This is a genomic window from Echinicola jeungdonensis (genome assembly GCF_030409905.1).
Taxonomy (GTDB): domain Bacteria; phylum Bacteroidota; class Bacteroidia; order Cytophagales; family Cyclobacteriaceae; genus Echinicola; species Echinicola jeungdonensis.
The window spans coordinates 12,683-28,140 of the sequence record NZ_JAUFQT010000004.1; the positions used below are offsets into that span (position 1 = coordinate 12,683).

14 protein-coding genes and 2 pseudogenes are annotated in these 15,458 nt (G+C 41.2%); 6 read left to right on the top strand and 10 right to left on the bottom strand.

Going from position 1 to position 15,458, the window contains the following annotated elements:
- Positions 1-5: 5 nt before the first annotated feature.
- Complete coding sequence (locus tag QWY93_RS18150) at positions 6-620, bottom strand: ABC transporter ATP-binding protein (RefSeq protein WP_290249826.1); 615 nt, start codon at positions 618-620, stop codon at positions 6-8.
- Positions 572-991, bottom strand: a complete 420-nt coding sequence (locus QWY93_RS18155; RefSeq protein WP_290249827.1) for an ATP-binding cassette domain-containing protein — start codon at positions 989-991, stop codon at positions 572-574. The genes QWY93_RS18150 and QWY93_RS18155 overlap by 49 nt, the downstream gene beginning before the upstream one ends.
- A gap of 401 nt (positions 992-1,392) precedes the next feature.
- On the opposite strand from QWY93_RS18155, the gene QWY93_RS18160 reads away from it, so the two are divergent.
- The 4 genes from QWY93_RS18160 to QWY93_RS18175 all read left to right on the top strand — a co-directional run bounded on the left by QWY93_RS18160 (position 1,393) and on the right by QWY93_RS18175 (position 3,138).
- Positions 1,393-2,052 (top strand): ATP-binding cassette domain-containing protein, encoded by a 660-nt coding sequence (locus tag QWY93_RS18160; RefSeq protein ID WP_290249828.1) that lies wholly within the window; start codon positions 1,393-1,395, stop codon positions 2,050-2,052.
- On the top strand, positions 2,037-2,366 hold the full coding sequence (locus QWY93_RS18165; protein WP_290249829.1) for an ATP-binding cassette domain-containing protein: 330 nt from the start codon (positions 2,037-2,039) through the stop codon (positions 2,364-2,366). Before QWY93_RS18160 ends, QWY93_RS18165 begins: the two co-directional genes overlap by 16 nt.
- A complete protein-coding gene (locus QWY93_RS18170; RefSeq protein ID WP_290249830.1) occupies positions 2,350-2,724 on the top strand; it encodes an ATP-binding cassette domain-containing protein in 375 nt (124 codons plus the stop codon). Before QWY93_RS18165 ends, QWY93_RS18170 begins: the two co-directional genes overlap by 17 nt.
- An 87-nt stretch (positions 2,725-2,811) precedes the next feature.
- Positions 2,812-3,138: a nucleotide pyrophosphohydrolase gene (locus QWY93_RS18175; RefSeq protein ID WP_290246617.1), complete on the top strand. Its 327-nt coding sequence runs from the start codon at positions 2,812-2,814 to the stop codon at positions 3,136-3,138.
- A gap of 114 nt (positions 3,139-3,252) precedes the next feature.
- Here the strand turns inward: QWY93_RS18175 and QWY93_RS18180 are convergent, their stop codons facing one another.
- The 8 genes and pseudogenes from QWY93_RS18180 to QWY93_RS18220 all read right to left on the bottom strand — a co-directional run bounded on the left by QWY93_RS18180 (position 3,253) and on the right by QWY93_RS18220 (position 13,843).
- Positions 3,253-4,239 carry a beta-ketoacyl-[acyl-carrier-protein] synthase family protein gene (locus tag QWY93_RS18180; RefSeq protein WP_290249831.1) on the bottom strand — a complete coding sequence of 329 codons (987 nt, stop codon included), beginning with the start codon at positions 4,237-4,239 and terminating at the stop codon, positions 3,253-3,255.
- 272 nt (positions 4,240-4,511) lie between these two features.
- On the bottom strand, positions 4,512-5,111 hold the full coding sequence (gene bioD / locus QWY93_RS18185) for a dethiobiotin synthase (protein WP_290246615.1): 600 nt from the start codon (positions 5,109-5,111) through the stop codon (positions 4,512-4,514).
- A 1-nt stretch (position 5,112) separates the two neighbouring features.
- Positions 5,113-6,236, bottom strand: a pseudogene (locus tag QWY93_RS19800) (aminotransferase class I/II-fold pyridoxal phosphate-dependent enzyme).
- 388 nt (positions 6,237-6,624) lie between these two features.
- Positions 6,625-7,353, bottom strand: coding sequence for a 2-phosphosulfolactate phosphatase (locus QWY93_RS18200; protein WP_290246612.1), 729 nt, complete (start codon positions 7,351-7,353; stop codon positions 6,625-6,627).
- A gap of 89 nt (positions 7,354-7,442) precedes the next feature.
- Positions 7,443-8,536: pseudogene (gene gcvT / locus QWY93_RS18205) on the bottom strand (glycine cleavage system aminomethyltransferase GcvT).
- 295 nt (positions 8,537-8,831) lie between these two features.
- Complete coding sequence (locus tag QWY93_RS18210; protein WP_290246610.1) at positions 8,832-10,205, bottom strand: RagB/SusD family nutrient uptake outer membrane protein; 1,374 nt, start codon at positions 10,203-10,205, stop codon at positions 8,832-8,834.
- Between the two features lie 100 nt (positions 10,206-10,305).
- Positions 10,306-13,239 (bottom strand): SusC/RagA family TonB-linked outer membrane protein, encoded by a 2,934-nt coding sequence (locus tag QWY93_RS18215; protein ID WP_353959674.1) that lies wholly within the window; start codon positions 13,237-13,239, stop codon positions 10,306-10,308.
- Between the two features lie 277 nt (positions 13,240-13,516).
- Positions 13,517-13,843: a HesB/IscA family protein gene (locus QWY93_RS18220; protein ID WP_290246608.1), complete on the bottom strand. Its 327-nt coding sequence runs from the start codon at positions 13,841-13,843 to the stop codon at positions 13,517-13,519.
- Positions 13,844-13,937: 94 nt separating this feature from the next.
- Here QWY93_RS18220 and mce point away from each other — a divergent pair, with 94 nt between their 5' ends.
- On the top strand, positions 13,938-14,339 hold the full coding sequence (gene mce, locus QWY93_RS18225) for a methylmalonyl-CoA epimerase (protein ID WP_290246607.1): 402 nt from the start codon (positions 13,938-13,940) through the stop codon (positions 14,337-14,339).
- 153 nt (positions 14,340-14,492) lie between these two features.
- Positions 14,493-15,458 (top strand): thiamine-phosphate kinase (gene thiL, locus QWY93_RS18230; RefSeq protein WP_290249835.1); only part of this gene is annotated, 966 nt, incomplete at its 3' end.

A 15,458-nucleotide genomic window follows, 5' to 3' on the forward strand; every position in this document is an offset into this window, starting at 1 on the left:
ACATTCTAACTTTTAAAACCTCCCAAATTTCTAAACCTTTTAACGACTTTTCCTTCTTCAAGTACCAATTCCCGGTCAACTACCTGGGGAATGTCGGCTTCATAATGGCTAACATAAATCAAGGAAACATCAGGGTGACGACCAATATGGTCGATGGTCTGGCGGAAAAGCACCCTTTGCTCATCATCCATCCCCTGGGCTGCTTCATCCAATATCAGCAAAGCTGGTGATTTTATCATGGCCCGAGCCAACAAGCAAAATCTTTGGTTTTCCAATGAAACCTGGTTTAATCGCAGCTTTGCCACCTGTTCTATTCGGAATAATTTTAACCAGTCAAGGGCAAGTTGTTCCTGATCAGGGCTTGTTTTTTTGTATAGCCCAATGCTATCAAACAAACCAGACAAGACCACTTGCAGGCAATTTTGGTTTTTGGGAAAATACCGGACCAGTTCTGGTGAAACAAAACCTATGGGCCTTTTGATATCCCAAATAGTTTCTCCAGATCCGCGTTTCCGGTCAAATAATTTGATGTCATTGGCATAGGCTTGAGGATTTTCTCCATTGATCAAGCTCAACAAGGTAGACTTTCCAGCTCCATTATGGCCCGCAATACCCAGCATTCTCCCTGCTTGATTTCCCAATTTACCTTATCGAGAATAACATTTCCATTATATTGAATATGGATTTGATTCATTTTGACTAATTCTTGATACATCTCAATCGGTTTTTTTTCAATGAAGGCATCCAATTTTTGATGGTCAAATTGGGATAAAGCGGCATGATGGACCAAGTCAGAGGGATGAAAAGCGGTTTTTTCCACAGCCTCCAAAATTTTACCATTTTCAATAATGGCCACATGGGTTATGGCATCCGGAATTTCTTCTGGGGAGGTTGTCATTATCACTTGAATGCCTGATGCCACAATAGCATCCAATACTTCATTGAAGTGCCTCCTGGTTTCCACATCCAAGCCAGTTAAAGGTTGGTCCATAAGAAATAATCTGGGGTTTTCCAGCAAAGCTCCGGCAATAGCCAACCTCCGGGATTCACCATTGACAACTTGATCAGGGATTTGTCCCTCAGTTCATTTAGTTCAAGCAAATCCATTACTTTTGCTACATCCCAATAACCTGGCAGAGGAGCCTCCACTTGGCCCAAATGTTCCACTACAGTGGCTGCCTCTTCAGATCGTAAGAATTGAACCTTTGCTGGTAATAAAAATTCTGGATGTTGGATTTATTTTTGAAGGTATTTCTGGGAGACCACAGCAATCAAATCCCTAAAACTATTTATTTGCCCTTTAGCGGTCATTCTTGATAATCCTGTGCAAAGGTCTGACATCCTTCCCTCCACCAAATTGGTATGTCCTAATAGTTAGGACATACCAATTTGGTGGAGGGAAGGATAGTCAGACCTTTTGCACAGGATTATCAAAAAGAAATGACCGCTAAAGGGCAAATAAATAGTTTTAGGGATTTGATTGCTGTGGTCTCCCAGAAATATACCTTCAAAAATAAATCCAACATCCAGAATTTTTTACCAGCAAGGTTCAATTCTTACGAATCTGAAGAGGCAGCCACTGTAGTGGAACATTTGGGCCAAGTGGAGGCTCCTCTGCCAGGTTATTGGGATGTAGCAAAAGTAATGGATTTGCTTGAACTAAATGAACTGAGGGACAAATCCCTGATCAAGTTGTCTAATGGTGAATCCCGGAGGTTGGCTATTGCCGGAGCTTTGCTGGAAAACCCCAGATTATTTCTTATGGACCAACCTTTAACTGGCTTGGATGTGGAAACCAGGAGGCACTTCAATGAAGTATTGGATGCTATTGTGGCATCAGGCATTCAAGTGATAATGACAACCTCCCCAGAAGAAATTCCGGATGCCATAACCCATGTGGCCATTATTGAAAATGGTAAAATTTGGAGGCTGTGGAAAAAACCGCTTTTCATCCCTCTGACTTGGTCCATCATGCCGCTTTATCCCAATTTGACCATCAAAAATTGGATGCCTTCATTGAAAAAAAACCGATTGAGATGTATCAAGAATTAGTCAAAATGAATCAAATCCATATTCAATATAATGGAAATGTTATTCTCGATAAGGTAAATTGGGAAATCAAGCAGGGAGAATGCTGGGTATTGCGGGGCCATAATGGAGCTGGAAAGTCTACCTTGTTGAGCTTGATCAATGGAGAAAATCCTCAAGCCTATGCCAATGACATCAAATTATTTGACCGGAAACGCGGATCTGGAGAAAACTATTTGGGATATCAAAAGGCCCATAGGTTTTGTTTCACCAGAACTGGTCCGGTATTTTCCCAAAAACCAAAATTGCCTGCAAGTGGTCTTGTCTGGTTTGTTTGATAGCATTGGGCTATACAAAAAAACAAGCCCTGATCAGGAACAACTTGCCCTTGACTGGTTAAAATTATTCCGAATAGAACAGGTGGCAAAGCTGCGATTAAACCAGGTTTCATTGGAAAACCAAAGATTTTGCTTGTTGGCTCGGGCCATGATAAAATCACCAGCTTTGCTGATATTGGATGAAGCAGCCCAGGGGATGGATGATGAGCAAAGGGTGCTTTTCCGCCAGACCATCGACCATATTGGTCGTCACCCTGATGTTTCCTTGATTTATGTTAGCCATTATGAAGCCGACATTCCCCAGGTAGTTGACCGGGAATTGGTACTTGAAGAAGGAAAAGTCGTTAAAAAGGTTTAGAAATTTGGGAGGTTTTAAAAGTTAGAATGTTGACTTTGTAAAATCGTTCCTGTTAGGTTAAAGCATTTATAATCTAATTTAAATAAAATGACAATAGAAGAAGCGCAGAAAAAAGTGGATGAATGGATTAATACCGTTGGTGTAAGGTACTTTAATGAGCTGACCAATATGGCCATTTTAACGGAGGAAGTGGGGGAGTTAGCCAGGATCATTGCCAGGAAATATGGGGAACAGTCTTTTAAGGAAAGTGATAAAAACAAGGATCTTGGGGATGAAATGGCAGATGTACTTTGGGTTTTGATCTGTTTGGCTAATCAAACCGGGATTGATTTGACTCAGGCATTGGAAAGGAATTTTGAAAAGAAAAATATCCGGGATAAAGACCGGCATAAGGGTAATGAAAAGTTGAAATAGCGTGTTGTGCGGAATTTAAGTCTTTCGAAATTACGGTGTTTTATAGCCGTTAAGCTGGTCCTGATTTACAATCAGGACCTAAGAATAATAAGGAGTGCAATCCCCATATAATATTCACCCCTCCATATTGCCTACTACCGCACTAATGGCCTGTCCACCAAATCCCAGGGCAGTGATCAAAATATTCTCGATTTTGTCAGGCACATTTTTTGGAATTGGGACATAATTAGGCATTTCAGGAAGGTATTGACCTTGAAGAATAGAAATGGCCTGATCCAAATTGGCAGCTAAGCTGGATCCCAAAGAATGGCCAACTTTCCATTTATTGGAAATGGTATAGGGCACCTTATCCCCAAAAACCCTTTCATAAGCAGTTTTCTCTGCAAGGTCCCCAAGTTTGGTTCCAGGGAAGTGCCCAATGATCATATCGACATGACTGATCTCCGCCATATCCATTGCTTTTTGAGCAGCCCCAACAATGCAATTTCCATTGGGGGATAACTCTGTTGAATGATGAATTTTTTCTATTGAAGACCCAACCCCTTTAAGTAAGGCCAATCCTTCTCCCTTATCCTTACTTAACTGAAAAGCATAAGCCCCTTCCCCCAAAACCATGGTATTTTGAGCTTTATTAAAATCCATGGAACGGCTTGGATAATCAATTTCATTTCCAAATGGGGCATAAATCCTAATGGATTTCATCTGGTCGATAGTTAACGGCCCGGTGGGACATTCTACCGCTGCTGCGATAAAATCTTCAGCCATTCCACTATTAAGCCAGGCAAAAGCATTTTGAAGTGTAAGTCCAAAACTGCTGCAAGTGGAAGACTGAAAAAACAATGGGGATTTGGAGCTATGAAGTAATCCCGGCCAACTACTCGCAAAACCCAAGGTGGAATGAGGTGAAGTCCATACAGGTAATTTGGAGTGTTTCCGTTGGGTTTGGACAAGGTAATCAATGCTTCCCCTGGATGTAGCTGCATTGATCATTTGATGGGGGTGAGCCTTGAGGTCCATTTTTTGGATCAAATAAGATAGCAATCTGGCTTCCGATGGAAACCGTTCCGCCTTGTGGCCTTCCCCTTGAATGTATTGATCCACCCTTTTCCATAATTCGGGTTCAATGTTTCCTGCCCAATCTCCTTTGGCATTGATAGATAATTGGTGGCAAGGTGAAGCATATCTTTGGTTTTCCTCCGAGGGAAATAATCCAATGGATTGATGCCAATGCCTTTCTTTATGGTGATGAAATTATTTTCCATTGAATTTCCCTAAGCTTTTTTAATCAATTCCTGAATTATTATATCAATTCCCGGGGAAAGGTTTTATGATTTAAAGAAACCTTGCCGAATTACTTTTCCTGGGATGGAATTTTATTGATTTTCTGCCATCAATTTTGGTATTTCTTCATTTTGGTTTTCCCATTCTTCCAATCGGTAGACCTGTGAGGGACAAAACCTTTGTAGAATAGCACTTTCAGAACTTGGTACCGGATATCCATTCCAAATAATAGTGAAATCTTTGAATCCTGCATTTTCTAATACTTTTAAGGTCAGCATGCTGTGATTGATGCTGCCCAAATAATGGCGGATCACCACGACAGGATGTAGGTCAGTTTTTAGGAGAAAATCTAAATAGGTCTCCTGATCATTCAAGGGAACCATCAATCCACCTGCTCCCTCCACACAAAGTTTGCCTGCTTCAGAAGGGAGGTGATTGTGGTTCAGGTCAATTTGAGTATTCTCAATTTCCGCTGCCCAATGAGGACTTTGTGGGGTTTCAAGTCGATAGGCCTCCAAATGGACCCGGGCATGAGGAACATGCTTGGCCACAAAATGAGAGTCTGACTCATCCAAATCCCCGCATTGCACTGGTTTCCAATAAGCATGACCAAAAGTCTTGCAAATGGAAGCAGAAACGACCGTCTTGCCAATTCCAGTTCCTATGCCTGTGACAAATATTTTATCCTTCATTTTAATGATTCAGAATTTCAATTAGTTGTGAAATTTCTTCCGGGGTATTAAATGCATGTAATACAATCCGTATCCGTTCAGTTCCTTTTTTAACTGTGGGGGAAAGAATAGGGTACACATTGAAACCAGCTTCATTTAACCTGGCAGCTTTTTGTTTGAGCAGGCCAATGTCTGAACAAAACCAAGCTTGAATGGGGCTTTTATTTTTGGAAAAGGAATTGGCTTTAGAAGGCACCAACTCCAGGTACTTTTGGATTATCTTTTCCAGGTTTTGAAAATTGGTTTTTTGCTCCAGCAACTTCCAAGAAGCATTGAGGGTCATCACTTGCTCAAAAGAAGGAGCAGTGGTATAAATAAAAGCCCTGCTAAAATTGACCAGAAATTGTATCAATTCTTCACTTCCCAATACCATGGCACCATGACTTCCCGCAGCTTTCCCAAAGGTGATGACCCTTGCCAATAAATGCGGGTGATTCCGAAATTGGTGGGCCAATCCCTTTTGGTCTTCACCAAGGGTTCCCAATGAATGCGCTTCATCAATGATCAATCCCGCATTATATTGCTCACAAAGGCTGAGGGTTTTGGCTAAATCAGGAAAATCCCCATCCATGGAAAAAGCCCCTCGGTCAACACATAAATCTTTTTTGGATTATTCGAATGTAGTTGCAGTTTTTTTTTCAGGTCTTCAGTGTCATTATGTTTAAAAGACACCTTTTGTCCAAAACTCAACCTCATGCCTTCTTTGATGCTGGCATGAACCTGTGCATCATATATAAACAGGCTATCCTTATCCCCAATGGCCGAAAGTAAACCCAAATTGCCCAAATATCCGGTATTGTATAAAAGGGCAGCAGGACTTTCCATGGATTGGGCTACCAGCTTTTCCAATTGGATAATTTCCAAATGATTTCCACTGATTAAGCGGGAGCCCGTTGCCCCCATCCAGTCGGAAGAAACTTTTGTTGAGGTGATTTGCTTTTGGAGTAATCCTTTTTGGGAAAAACCCAGGTAATCATTGGAGAAAAAATCCACCTTGTGCTTATCATTTGGTTTGAGGCTTCTTAATTGGTTAGCAGCCTCCGCTTGGGTCAATTTTTGTTGAATAAATTGGTGAATATTCTCCATGAACCACAAAGGTAAACCAGATCAGTGGGATTGCAAAGGGGCTTTGAATCTGCTAAGCTTTTTTGGTGTGGAGTTCCCAGCAGGGAACTTCCCAGTTCCTAAGCTCCGCTAATAAAGACCAAAGTGCCGGGAGGAAAGAACTAAGGCAATTAAAAAAGGGAAATGATAAATTCCGATTTCGGTATTTATCATTTGAATTACCTCCTCTTTGGTTTTTAGCAAATTACCTCTCGCTAGGTGTTCCAAATTAACCTTAAAAAAAATTGAGGTAAAAGTTCCGTGATCATTGTTCATAAACCCCCATACTTATCAAGGGGGTATTCCATGTAGGATCCATCTGAAACTTGGTATAAAAAGTCCCTAACTTAAGTAATTTGCCTAATCAAATCTAAGTAGTTTCCTTTTGAGGATTTACCTTGATCAAGGCTTCTCCCTGAAGTTTTCCCACCAAATCATATTTATCCATAGTCAGGCAAAAGTCAATATCCGCTTCGATATTGTGATTTTGCAATCTCTTGGCATGAGAAGCCTGGTTTAAAAAGCCTTGAAGGTTGTTTTGGTGCTGCTCAAAAAGGGATTTCATGGCTATGGCTCCATCACAATCAAAAGTAAAATGCCCAGCAAGCCTTTTTACCAGGGCACCTGCGTACAAGGAATCTTCCAAGTTAAACATGCCCTTCCAGCCAGCACAGTGGATGACCACATCCTTATTTTTTTGAACTAAATAATCAGCAGTGGCTTGCAAATTCAAAAAGGCACCAAGAATTACTTCATCTGCATCTTTTTTGGATAATTCAATGGCTAAGGTGCCATTGGTGGTTGTCACTGCTATTTTTTTCCCTTCATAAGCTTTTTTCAGGTAACTCAAGGGAGAGTTGCCCAGCTCAAATCCTTCGGCGGTCTGGCCATTTCTTTCTCCGGCAATGATGTACCCTTCCTTTTTCATGGCCCGACAAGTTTCAAGGCCAGCTACGGGAGTAATGGATTGAACTGCATTGGCAAGGCCTGTAACCATGGTTGAAGTAGCCCTGAAAATATCCACCACGACTACAATTTTCCCTTTTAAATCATGAAGGTGAATCAGTTCAGGACTTAAGCAAATTTCTATTTTTTTCATTTTATTGTTATTCGACCAACCATTAGGATTTAATAATCCGCCTGGGCTAACCGGGTTAATTGTAATGTAATGCTTATTAAAAGTTGGTTTTAAATATCCAATAAAGGTAACTTTTTCACTTTGGCTTCCAGGTTTTTTTTCCGGACAGTTATTGCAATGGATGTGCCAGGCTTTGCGTATTTGGAATCCACATACCCTAAACCTATGCCTATTCCCATGCTGGGGGAGAGGGTTCCGGAAGTAACTTCACCGATTTGTTCTCCATGTAGGTTAACAATGGGATAGTGTGCTCTGGGGATTCCTTTTTCCTGCAAAACAAAACCTACCAGCTTTCGCGAAACACCTTCTTCTTTTTGTTTGGCTAATTGGTCCCGGTTGATGAATTTTTTGTTGAATTTGGTGATCCAGCCCAATCCTGCTTCAATTGGTGAGGTTGTTTCGTCAATATCATTTCCATATAGGCAATACCCCATTTCCAAGCGAAGTGTGTCCCTTGCCCCCAAACCGATGGGCTTAATCCCCAAATCTTTCCCTGCATCAAATATGGCATCCCATACTTTTTGCGCATGATCATTGGGAACATAAATCTCAAATCCACCCGCACCTGTATAACCAGTTGCCGAAATGATGACATCAGGTACTCCGGCAAATTCACCTATTTCAAAATGGTAAAATTTAATTTCATCCAGATTTACTGGAGTTAGAGTTTGCAGGGCCTTAGTGGCTTTGGACCTTGGACGGCAAAGAGGGAAGTTTGGTCAGAAATATCCTCCAATTCAGCCCCTACTTGGTTATGCTGTTGGATCCAATTCCAATCTTTTTCAATGTTGGAAGCATTAACAACCAGCAGGTATTTTTCTTCATGGATTTTATAGACCAACAAATCATCAACGATGCCTCCGGTTTCATTAGGTAAACAGGAATATTGTGCTTGGCCGATTGCCAACTTTGATGCATCATTGGAAGTTATCTTTTGGATCAAAATAAGGGCTTGAGGACCCTTGACTAAAAATTCTCCCATATGGGATACATCAAATATCCCCAAGTCCTTTCGGACAGTATTGTGTTCTTCCCTGTCGGAAGAGTAACGGACAGGCATGTTATATCCGGCAAATGGGACCATTTTTGCCCCCAATTCCTCATGGGTGTCATTTAATGCAACTTTCTTGATAGTATTTTCCATGAAAAAAGATTTGGTTACTGTTTCGGCAAAGGTAATAAATGAGGGATAACATTACGAATCTTGTTCCCAAATGCGGTTGGTTTATTTAACACCAGGAAGCAGCAGGGTTTCAATGCAAATGATTTTTCTTTCATCTGATCTTCTTGGCAATTTGAAAAAAATAAGTGGGGAATAAAATGAAAGGCCTCTAAGGCTCTGAAAGTCAAAGGATAGTTGATGTTTAGGGAAAAATACCTTAAGGAATTGGATAAAAAAAGGCCTCATTTTCAATTAAAATGAGGCCTTTTTACGGGTTTTATTCACTGGAATACCCATTGTTTTGGACAAGATTTTCGTTGAGTTCCAGCTCCTGCAATGGAATGGGCCAGAGTTCCCGGAAACTTTCACCAGGAGGAAACAAGTCATCGGCCAGGCCGTATCTTCTGAGGTCTGAGTAGCGGTGCCCCTCAAAGGCAAACTCAAACCTTCTTTGTTCCAATATTTCCTCCAATGCTCCGGCAATTGTAGGAATATCTGTTAATAATAATGGGTCTAAATCGGCCCTTTGCCGGATGATATTAATATCATCAATAATGGCTCCAGTGGTAAAGCCAGATCCGATTCGACGGGCATTTGCCTCGGCACGGATCAAGTACATTTCTGCTAACCTTAAAATAGGAACATTGTCGTCACTTGTACTTACCCTAAAATATTTGATTACTCTTAAATTATTGCCTTGCTCCAAAACAGAGGTGGAAAATCTTTCATCCCCTTGGTTGGCAGAAGCAACAAAAGCATTGTAAAAGGCGGGGCGGACATAAAATTTTTGTCCACTTGTGGAAGGGTCTGATGAAATGGCTAAACCATTTTGATCCCCAACATTGTTGGTGAAATTCAGTTCGAAAATCATTTCATTATTGCCCTTGATTCTGGAAATATCCCCATAATTGGGTAGCAAGATATAGCCCGCATTGATCACCTCTGTGGCTTTTTGAATGGCAAGAGCGTAATTGCCAACCTGCAAATGCACCCTTGCCAAAAGTGCAGTGGCTGCCCAATTATTGGCTCGGAATGGCGCATTGGGCGTATTACCCAAATTGTTTTCAGCAAATTCCAAATCCTCAATGATAAAATTATAAACCTCGGTTTCGGAAGCCCTCCCCGCAAGTGAAACTTCGGAGGTGGTGGTAACAAAATCTGTAACAATGGGTACGCCTCCAAAGATTTTTAGCAGGTCAAAATAAACTAATGCTCTTACAAACCTTGCTTCTCCCTCAATAGCAGCAGCCTGACTTGAACTTAAATTCTGAATGTCAGGTAAAACTTCTAACATGAAGTTGGCAGTCCCGATAATTTTGTATAAAGTTGCCCAAGTACTGGAAATTTGCAAGTTGGATGGGTTAATCCTACGGGAACTGATTTCCTGGTCCGTGGTGAATGTACCAGAATGTAAAAGGTTGTCTGCATATACATCCTGATAATACAGGTACCTTAGGCCATAATAATTACCGCTTTGAAGCTCATCATACATGCCTTTGAGGACGAGCTGGGCATCACTAAAAGAGGTGATGGCTCCTTCGGTTTCGATAGTGTTTACCGGTTCCTGGTCCAAAGTATCACAGGCGGTGCTCCCAAAAAACAGGAAACAAGCCGCATATATTATTTGGTTGATCTTAATTGCCTTGTCCATATCTATTAAAATCCTACGTTAATACCGAAAGTATAAGTTCTGGGCTGGGGGAAAGTGTAAAAGTCCGTAGCCAGTGTTGCATTAGAAGTACCAGCAAAATTTATTTCAGGGTCAAAACGGTGTATTCGGTAAAGGTGAATAAATTCTGCGCCTGTGCGAAAATCCTGATCTTTCTCATTTTTAACCGGTCCAAAAGATCTTTGGGCAATTTATAGCCGATGACCAGGTTTTTAATTCTTAGATAGGACCCATCTTCCACAAAACGGGTGGTATTGGGTTGGTTGTTCCGGTTGACAGAAACATCATAAGCTGCTCTAGGGATCTCCCCATTTCCTGGGTCATCCTCCGATCGCCAACGATCCAGGACAGTTGTTCGGTTATTATCATCAAAAAAGTTAGCAAACATTCCCTCCTGGAATGCCCCGGAGGCAAACCACTGATCATTTCCGACAGAATACTGCAGGAAAAGTTGAAGGTCAAAACCTTTAAATTCCACTTCATTGGTTAATCCTCCATAAAACTTGGGCTGTGCATTGCCAATGATTGTAAAGTCATCATCTGTAATAACGCCATCCCCGTTGATATCCCTGTAATTCATGTCCCCTGCTTGGATACCTTGTATCCGACGGGATTCCGGAACATCAGACTGGGTCATAAACACCCCATCTGCAATTAATCCATAATAAGAACCAATAGGTTCGCCCTCTCTTAATACAAGGGAGTTCCCATTGAAACCATAGAATATATCCTCATTGTTGTAAAGTTCTAGAACCTTATTTTTGTTGAAAGTGATATTAAAATTGGATCTCCATTGAAGGTCTATTGCTGAATTATTGATGTTTATAGAAGAAATGGTCAGTTCAAAACCTTTATTTTCTATGCTCCCAATATTGGACTGATAAGCCCCAAAACCATTTTGCGTTGCAATGGGCCTGGCAAACAAAAGGTCAGTTGTTTTTTTGTAATAATAATCGGCTATCAAATAGATTCTACCATCCAGAAATCCGGCATCAATCCCCACATCTGTCTGCGTGGTGCTTTCCCATTTTAGATCCGGGTTGCCCAACTGTACCGGAACAATGGTGGATGTTTCCAGGTAATTACCTGCTCCAACCAGGTTTTTCCAGGCAAAGCCTCCAATGGACTGGTTGCCTGCCTTACCCACACTTGCCCTGATTTTTAGATCAGAAATGAACTCTTGGTCATCCATAAACTCCTCCTCGTTGATCTTCCAGCCTCCGGAAACCGATGGGAAAAATCCCCATTGGTTATTGGGCCCAAAACGGGAAGATGCATCAGCCCGGAATGAAGCGCTGAATAAATATTTGTCTTCATAAGAATAGTTGGTCCTACCGAAATAGGATTCCAGGCCACTGCCTCCAGCCCCATTTGAACCCTGGTTGACGGTGGCGGCAGCCCCAATATAGCGGAATCGCTCACCCGGAAACTGGATCCCGGTGACACTGGAGGAAGAGCTGAGGTTTTCTTCCCGGTTATGTCCTATAACTACATTAAGGATATGGAGGTTGTTGAGGACCTTTTTGTAATCCAGAAATCCTTCGACCATCCATTTGTTGACATTAGAGGTTGCAAAGGTTCCTGAGCCTCCTTGGGGAGTAGATAAACTTCCTGGGTAACTGTCGGGGATATAGCTCCTTTCATGGAAGTAAAGCATGTCCCCTCCGCCCCTGACATTAATGCTTAGTCCATCAAGTATTTCATATGAACCCAGTACGTTTGCAAATACCCTTATGGATTGATTTTCATCATCATTTTCGGTCCCTTCAGCTACAGGGTTGGTATAGAAGAATTGTGGTCTGGTGTATGAACCATCTGATTCATAAACCGGCCATAGGGGGGAAGCAGCCAATGCATTGGAAAATGGGCTGTATAGGGTGTTGTCAGAGGAAACTCGGTTTTGTGTGGATCGGGTAATACCGGAGTTTAGGGAAATGGAAAACTTGTCATTAATATAGTGGTCTAGGTTAAATCGGCTTGAAATCCTTTGGAACCGACTATTGATGAGTACCCCCTTTTGATCAAAATAATTTCCTGAAATGTAAAACTGGGTTTTATCATTTCCACCCCTGGCGCTTAATTCATAGTTTTGAATGGGGCCTTTTCGGGTAACTTCGTCCACCCAGTCTGTATCGGTATTTTCAGGATAGGGAAGCCCCCCATAATAAAAGTTAAGAATTTCATTGTCGGAAATTTCTTCAGCAGGCTCCCCAAAGAAATCTTCAGCAAAAGCATCTTTGAATAGCAACAAATATTGGTCTCTATTCAGGAATTCAGGTTTACGCCATAATTCCTGGAATCCGCCATATACATTAAGGTTAAATTGGGTTTTCTGGTCGGCCCCTCTTTTGGTGGTGATCAAAATCACTCCATTGGCTGCCCGTGATCCATAAATGGAAGATGCAGAGGCATCCTTTAAAACCTCAATGGAGGCAATGTCTGAAGGGGAAAGGTCTGTAATTGCGTCTATGGACTGACCACCATAATCAAACTGGGAAGGACTGCCCGTAAGCATGGGGATTCCATCAATGACAAATAAAGGCCGGTTGCTGGCAGAAATGGAGGAAGAGCCCCTGACCCTAACTGAAATTGCTGCACCCGGAATCCCAGAGTTTTGATTAATCTGGACTCCTGCCATCCTTCCTTGCATGGCTTGGTCAATCCCAATGGCAGGTATATCCTGAATGGTCTGTTCACTAATTTGTGCTACAGAACCTGTTAGGTCCCTCCTGTTGATGTTACCATAACCTACCACCAGAATTTCACTTAAAATCCGGGCATCGGTTTCCATAACCACATCAATAATGCTTTGGTTGGCTACAGGGACTTCCACGGGATGGAAACCCACAAAGGAAAATATCAGGACCATATCCTCAGAGGCTTGAATGCGATATTTTCCATCAATATCGGTAAAGGTTCCCTTAGTGGTGCCTTTGATCCGGATATTCACACCGGGCAAGGCACTATTATTCTCAGCGGAGAGAACCGTTCGGTGATTGATCTGTTTTGAGCTAATGTCCTAATACTGGAAAACAATATTAAAACAATGGCCATTATTAAACATTGTTTCATGGGTTATTAGAGTTGGGTGTTAAAAATTGAAAAGGACTAATGGTCTTTTATTAGATTATTCCAATAGTTTTATCAAAATAAAAAATAATGTCTTGATTTTGAAGAAAATGCAATAAAAAAATTTTTGATATTTTGATAGCAGTTTGGAGTATATCGGGAGGAAGGCATAAAAAAAGCACGGCTTAGGTCTGCCGTGCTCGAAAAAAATAATTAAGAAATTTTTAAATCGAGAAACTTTCACCGCATCCGCAGGTTCTGGAAGCATTGGGGTTGACAAATTGGAAACCTTTTCCATTTAATCCATCTGTAAATTCCAAGGTAGTACCAGCCAGGTATAGGAGGCTTTTTTTGTCCACAATGATTTTAATGCCTTTGTCTTCAAAAACCTGATCATTTTCAGCAATGTTGGCATCAAAACCCAGGTCATACATCAGACCTGAGCATCCTCCACCTTTTACCGAAACCCGGATGTTTTCCTCTTCGCTTCGGCTTTCCTGCTCTCTTAATTCATTAATACGTGCTTTAGCTTTATCTGAAACGATGATCATATTGTTGTGCTTTTTAATGCAAATTGATTTTAAGTAAGCATAAAACATGCTTACCTTGGAAATAATTCCTAATACAAATATACAAATTTAAAGGATGAGAAAAATTGAACATCTTGGAATTGCGGTAAAAGACTTGAAACAATCCAATGAATTGTTTGCCAAACTGTTGGGAAATAAGGCTTATAAAGAGGAAATGGTAGACAGTGAAGGGGTGAAAACGTCCTTTTTTCAGGTTGGCGATACCAAGGTGGAATTATTGGAAGGAACTGGACCTGATTCCCCAATTTCCAAGTTTGTGGAAAAGAGGGCGGAAGGAATCCATCATATCGCATTTGAAGTGGAGGATATTCAAAAAGAAATGGAGCGATTGAAAAAGGAGGGGTTTGAATTGTTAAATGAACAACCAAAAACCGGGGCTGATCATAAATTAGTTGTATTTTTGCATCCCCGAAGCACCAATGGGGTGTTAGTGGAGATTTGTCAATCGACTCAATAAAATTCATTTACAGGGAAAAACATAAATGTTATTTACCCTCCAATGGAAATTTGGGAGGAGAGCAATACCTTCCAAAAAATAAAAATTGGTGGATTTACCAGAAAAGAAGGAAAGGTTAAGGCGTTAGGCCTTCAAAATAAATTACAATATATCATGAAGGAAAAGCGAACGGAAATAAGTGAATTGGGAGAGTTTGGTCTAATTGATCATTTAAATGAAAATATAAAGCTTCGACATCCAAGTACCATAAAAGGCGTCGGTGATGACGCTGCAATACTGGACAAGGGGGATTTTGTCCAGGTGATTTCTACCGACCTGTTACTGGAAGGAGTTCATTTTGATATGTCTTACACTCCATTACAGCATTTGGGGTTCAAAGCCGTGGCTGTCAATGTTTCTGATATTGCTGCAATGAATGCGATTCCTAAGCAAATTACAGTCAGCGTGGGATTAAGCAACCGGTTTTCTGTTGAGGCTGTAGATGCTTTGTATGCAGGAGTAAATGCTGCAGCCGAACATTATAATGTGGACATCATTGGTGGAGACACTACTTCCTCCCGGGCAGGATTGGTGATTTCTATTACTGTATTAGGAGAGGTGGAAAAAGGAAAAGAAGTGTTAAGGTCTGGGGCCAAAGATAAGGATATCATTTGTGCAACAGGTGACCTGGGAGGGGCTTTGATGGGCCTTCAGGTTTTGGAAAGGGAAAAAGAGGTGTTTATGGCCGATCCCAAAATGCAACCCCAGTTGGAAAAATATGCCTATGTTACCGGTAGGCAACTTCGCCCAGATGCCAGAATGGATATCATCCATGAACTTCGCGATTTAAATGTAGTTCCTACCAGTATGATTGATATTTCTGATGGACTTGCCTCTGAACTTTTTCATATTTGCAAGCAGTCTGGTGTTGGAGTAAGAATATATGAGGATAAATTGCCTATTGATAAACAAACATATGATTCTGCAGTGGAATTTGGGCTGGATCCGATTACCTGTGTATTGAATGGAGGAGAAGATTATGAGCTGCTTTTTACCATTAAGCAGGAGGATTTCGATAAATTAGAAAAGCATCCAGATGTCCATTTTATTGGCCATGTGACCAAATCTGAAGAAGGAAAA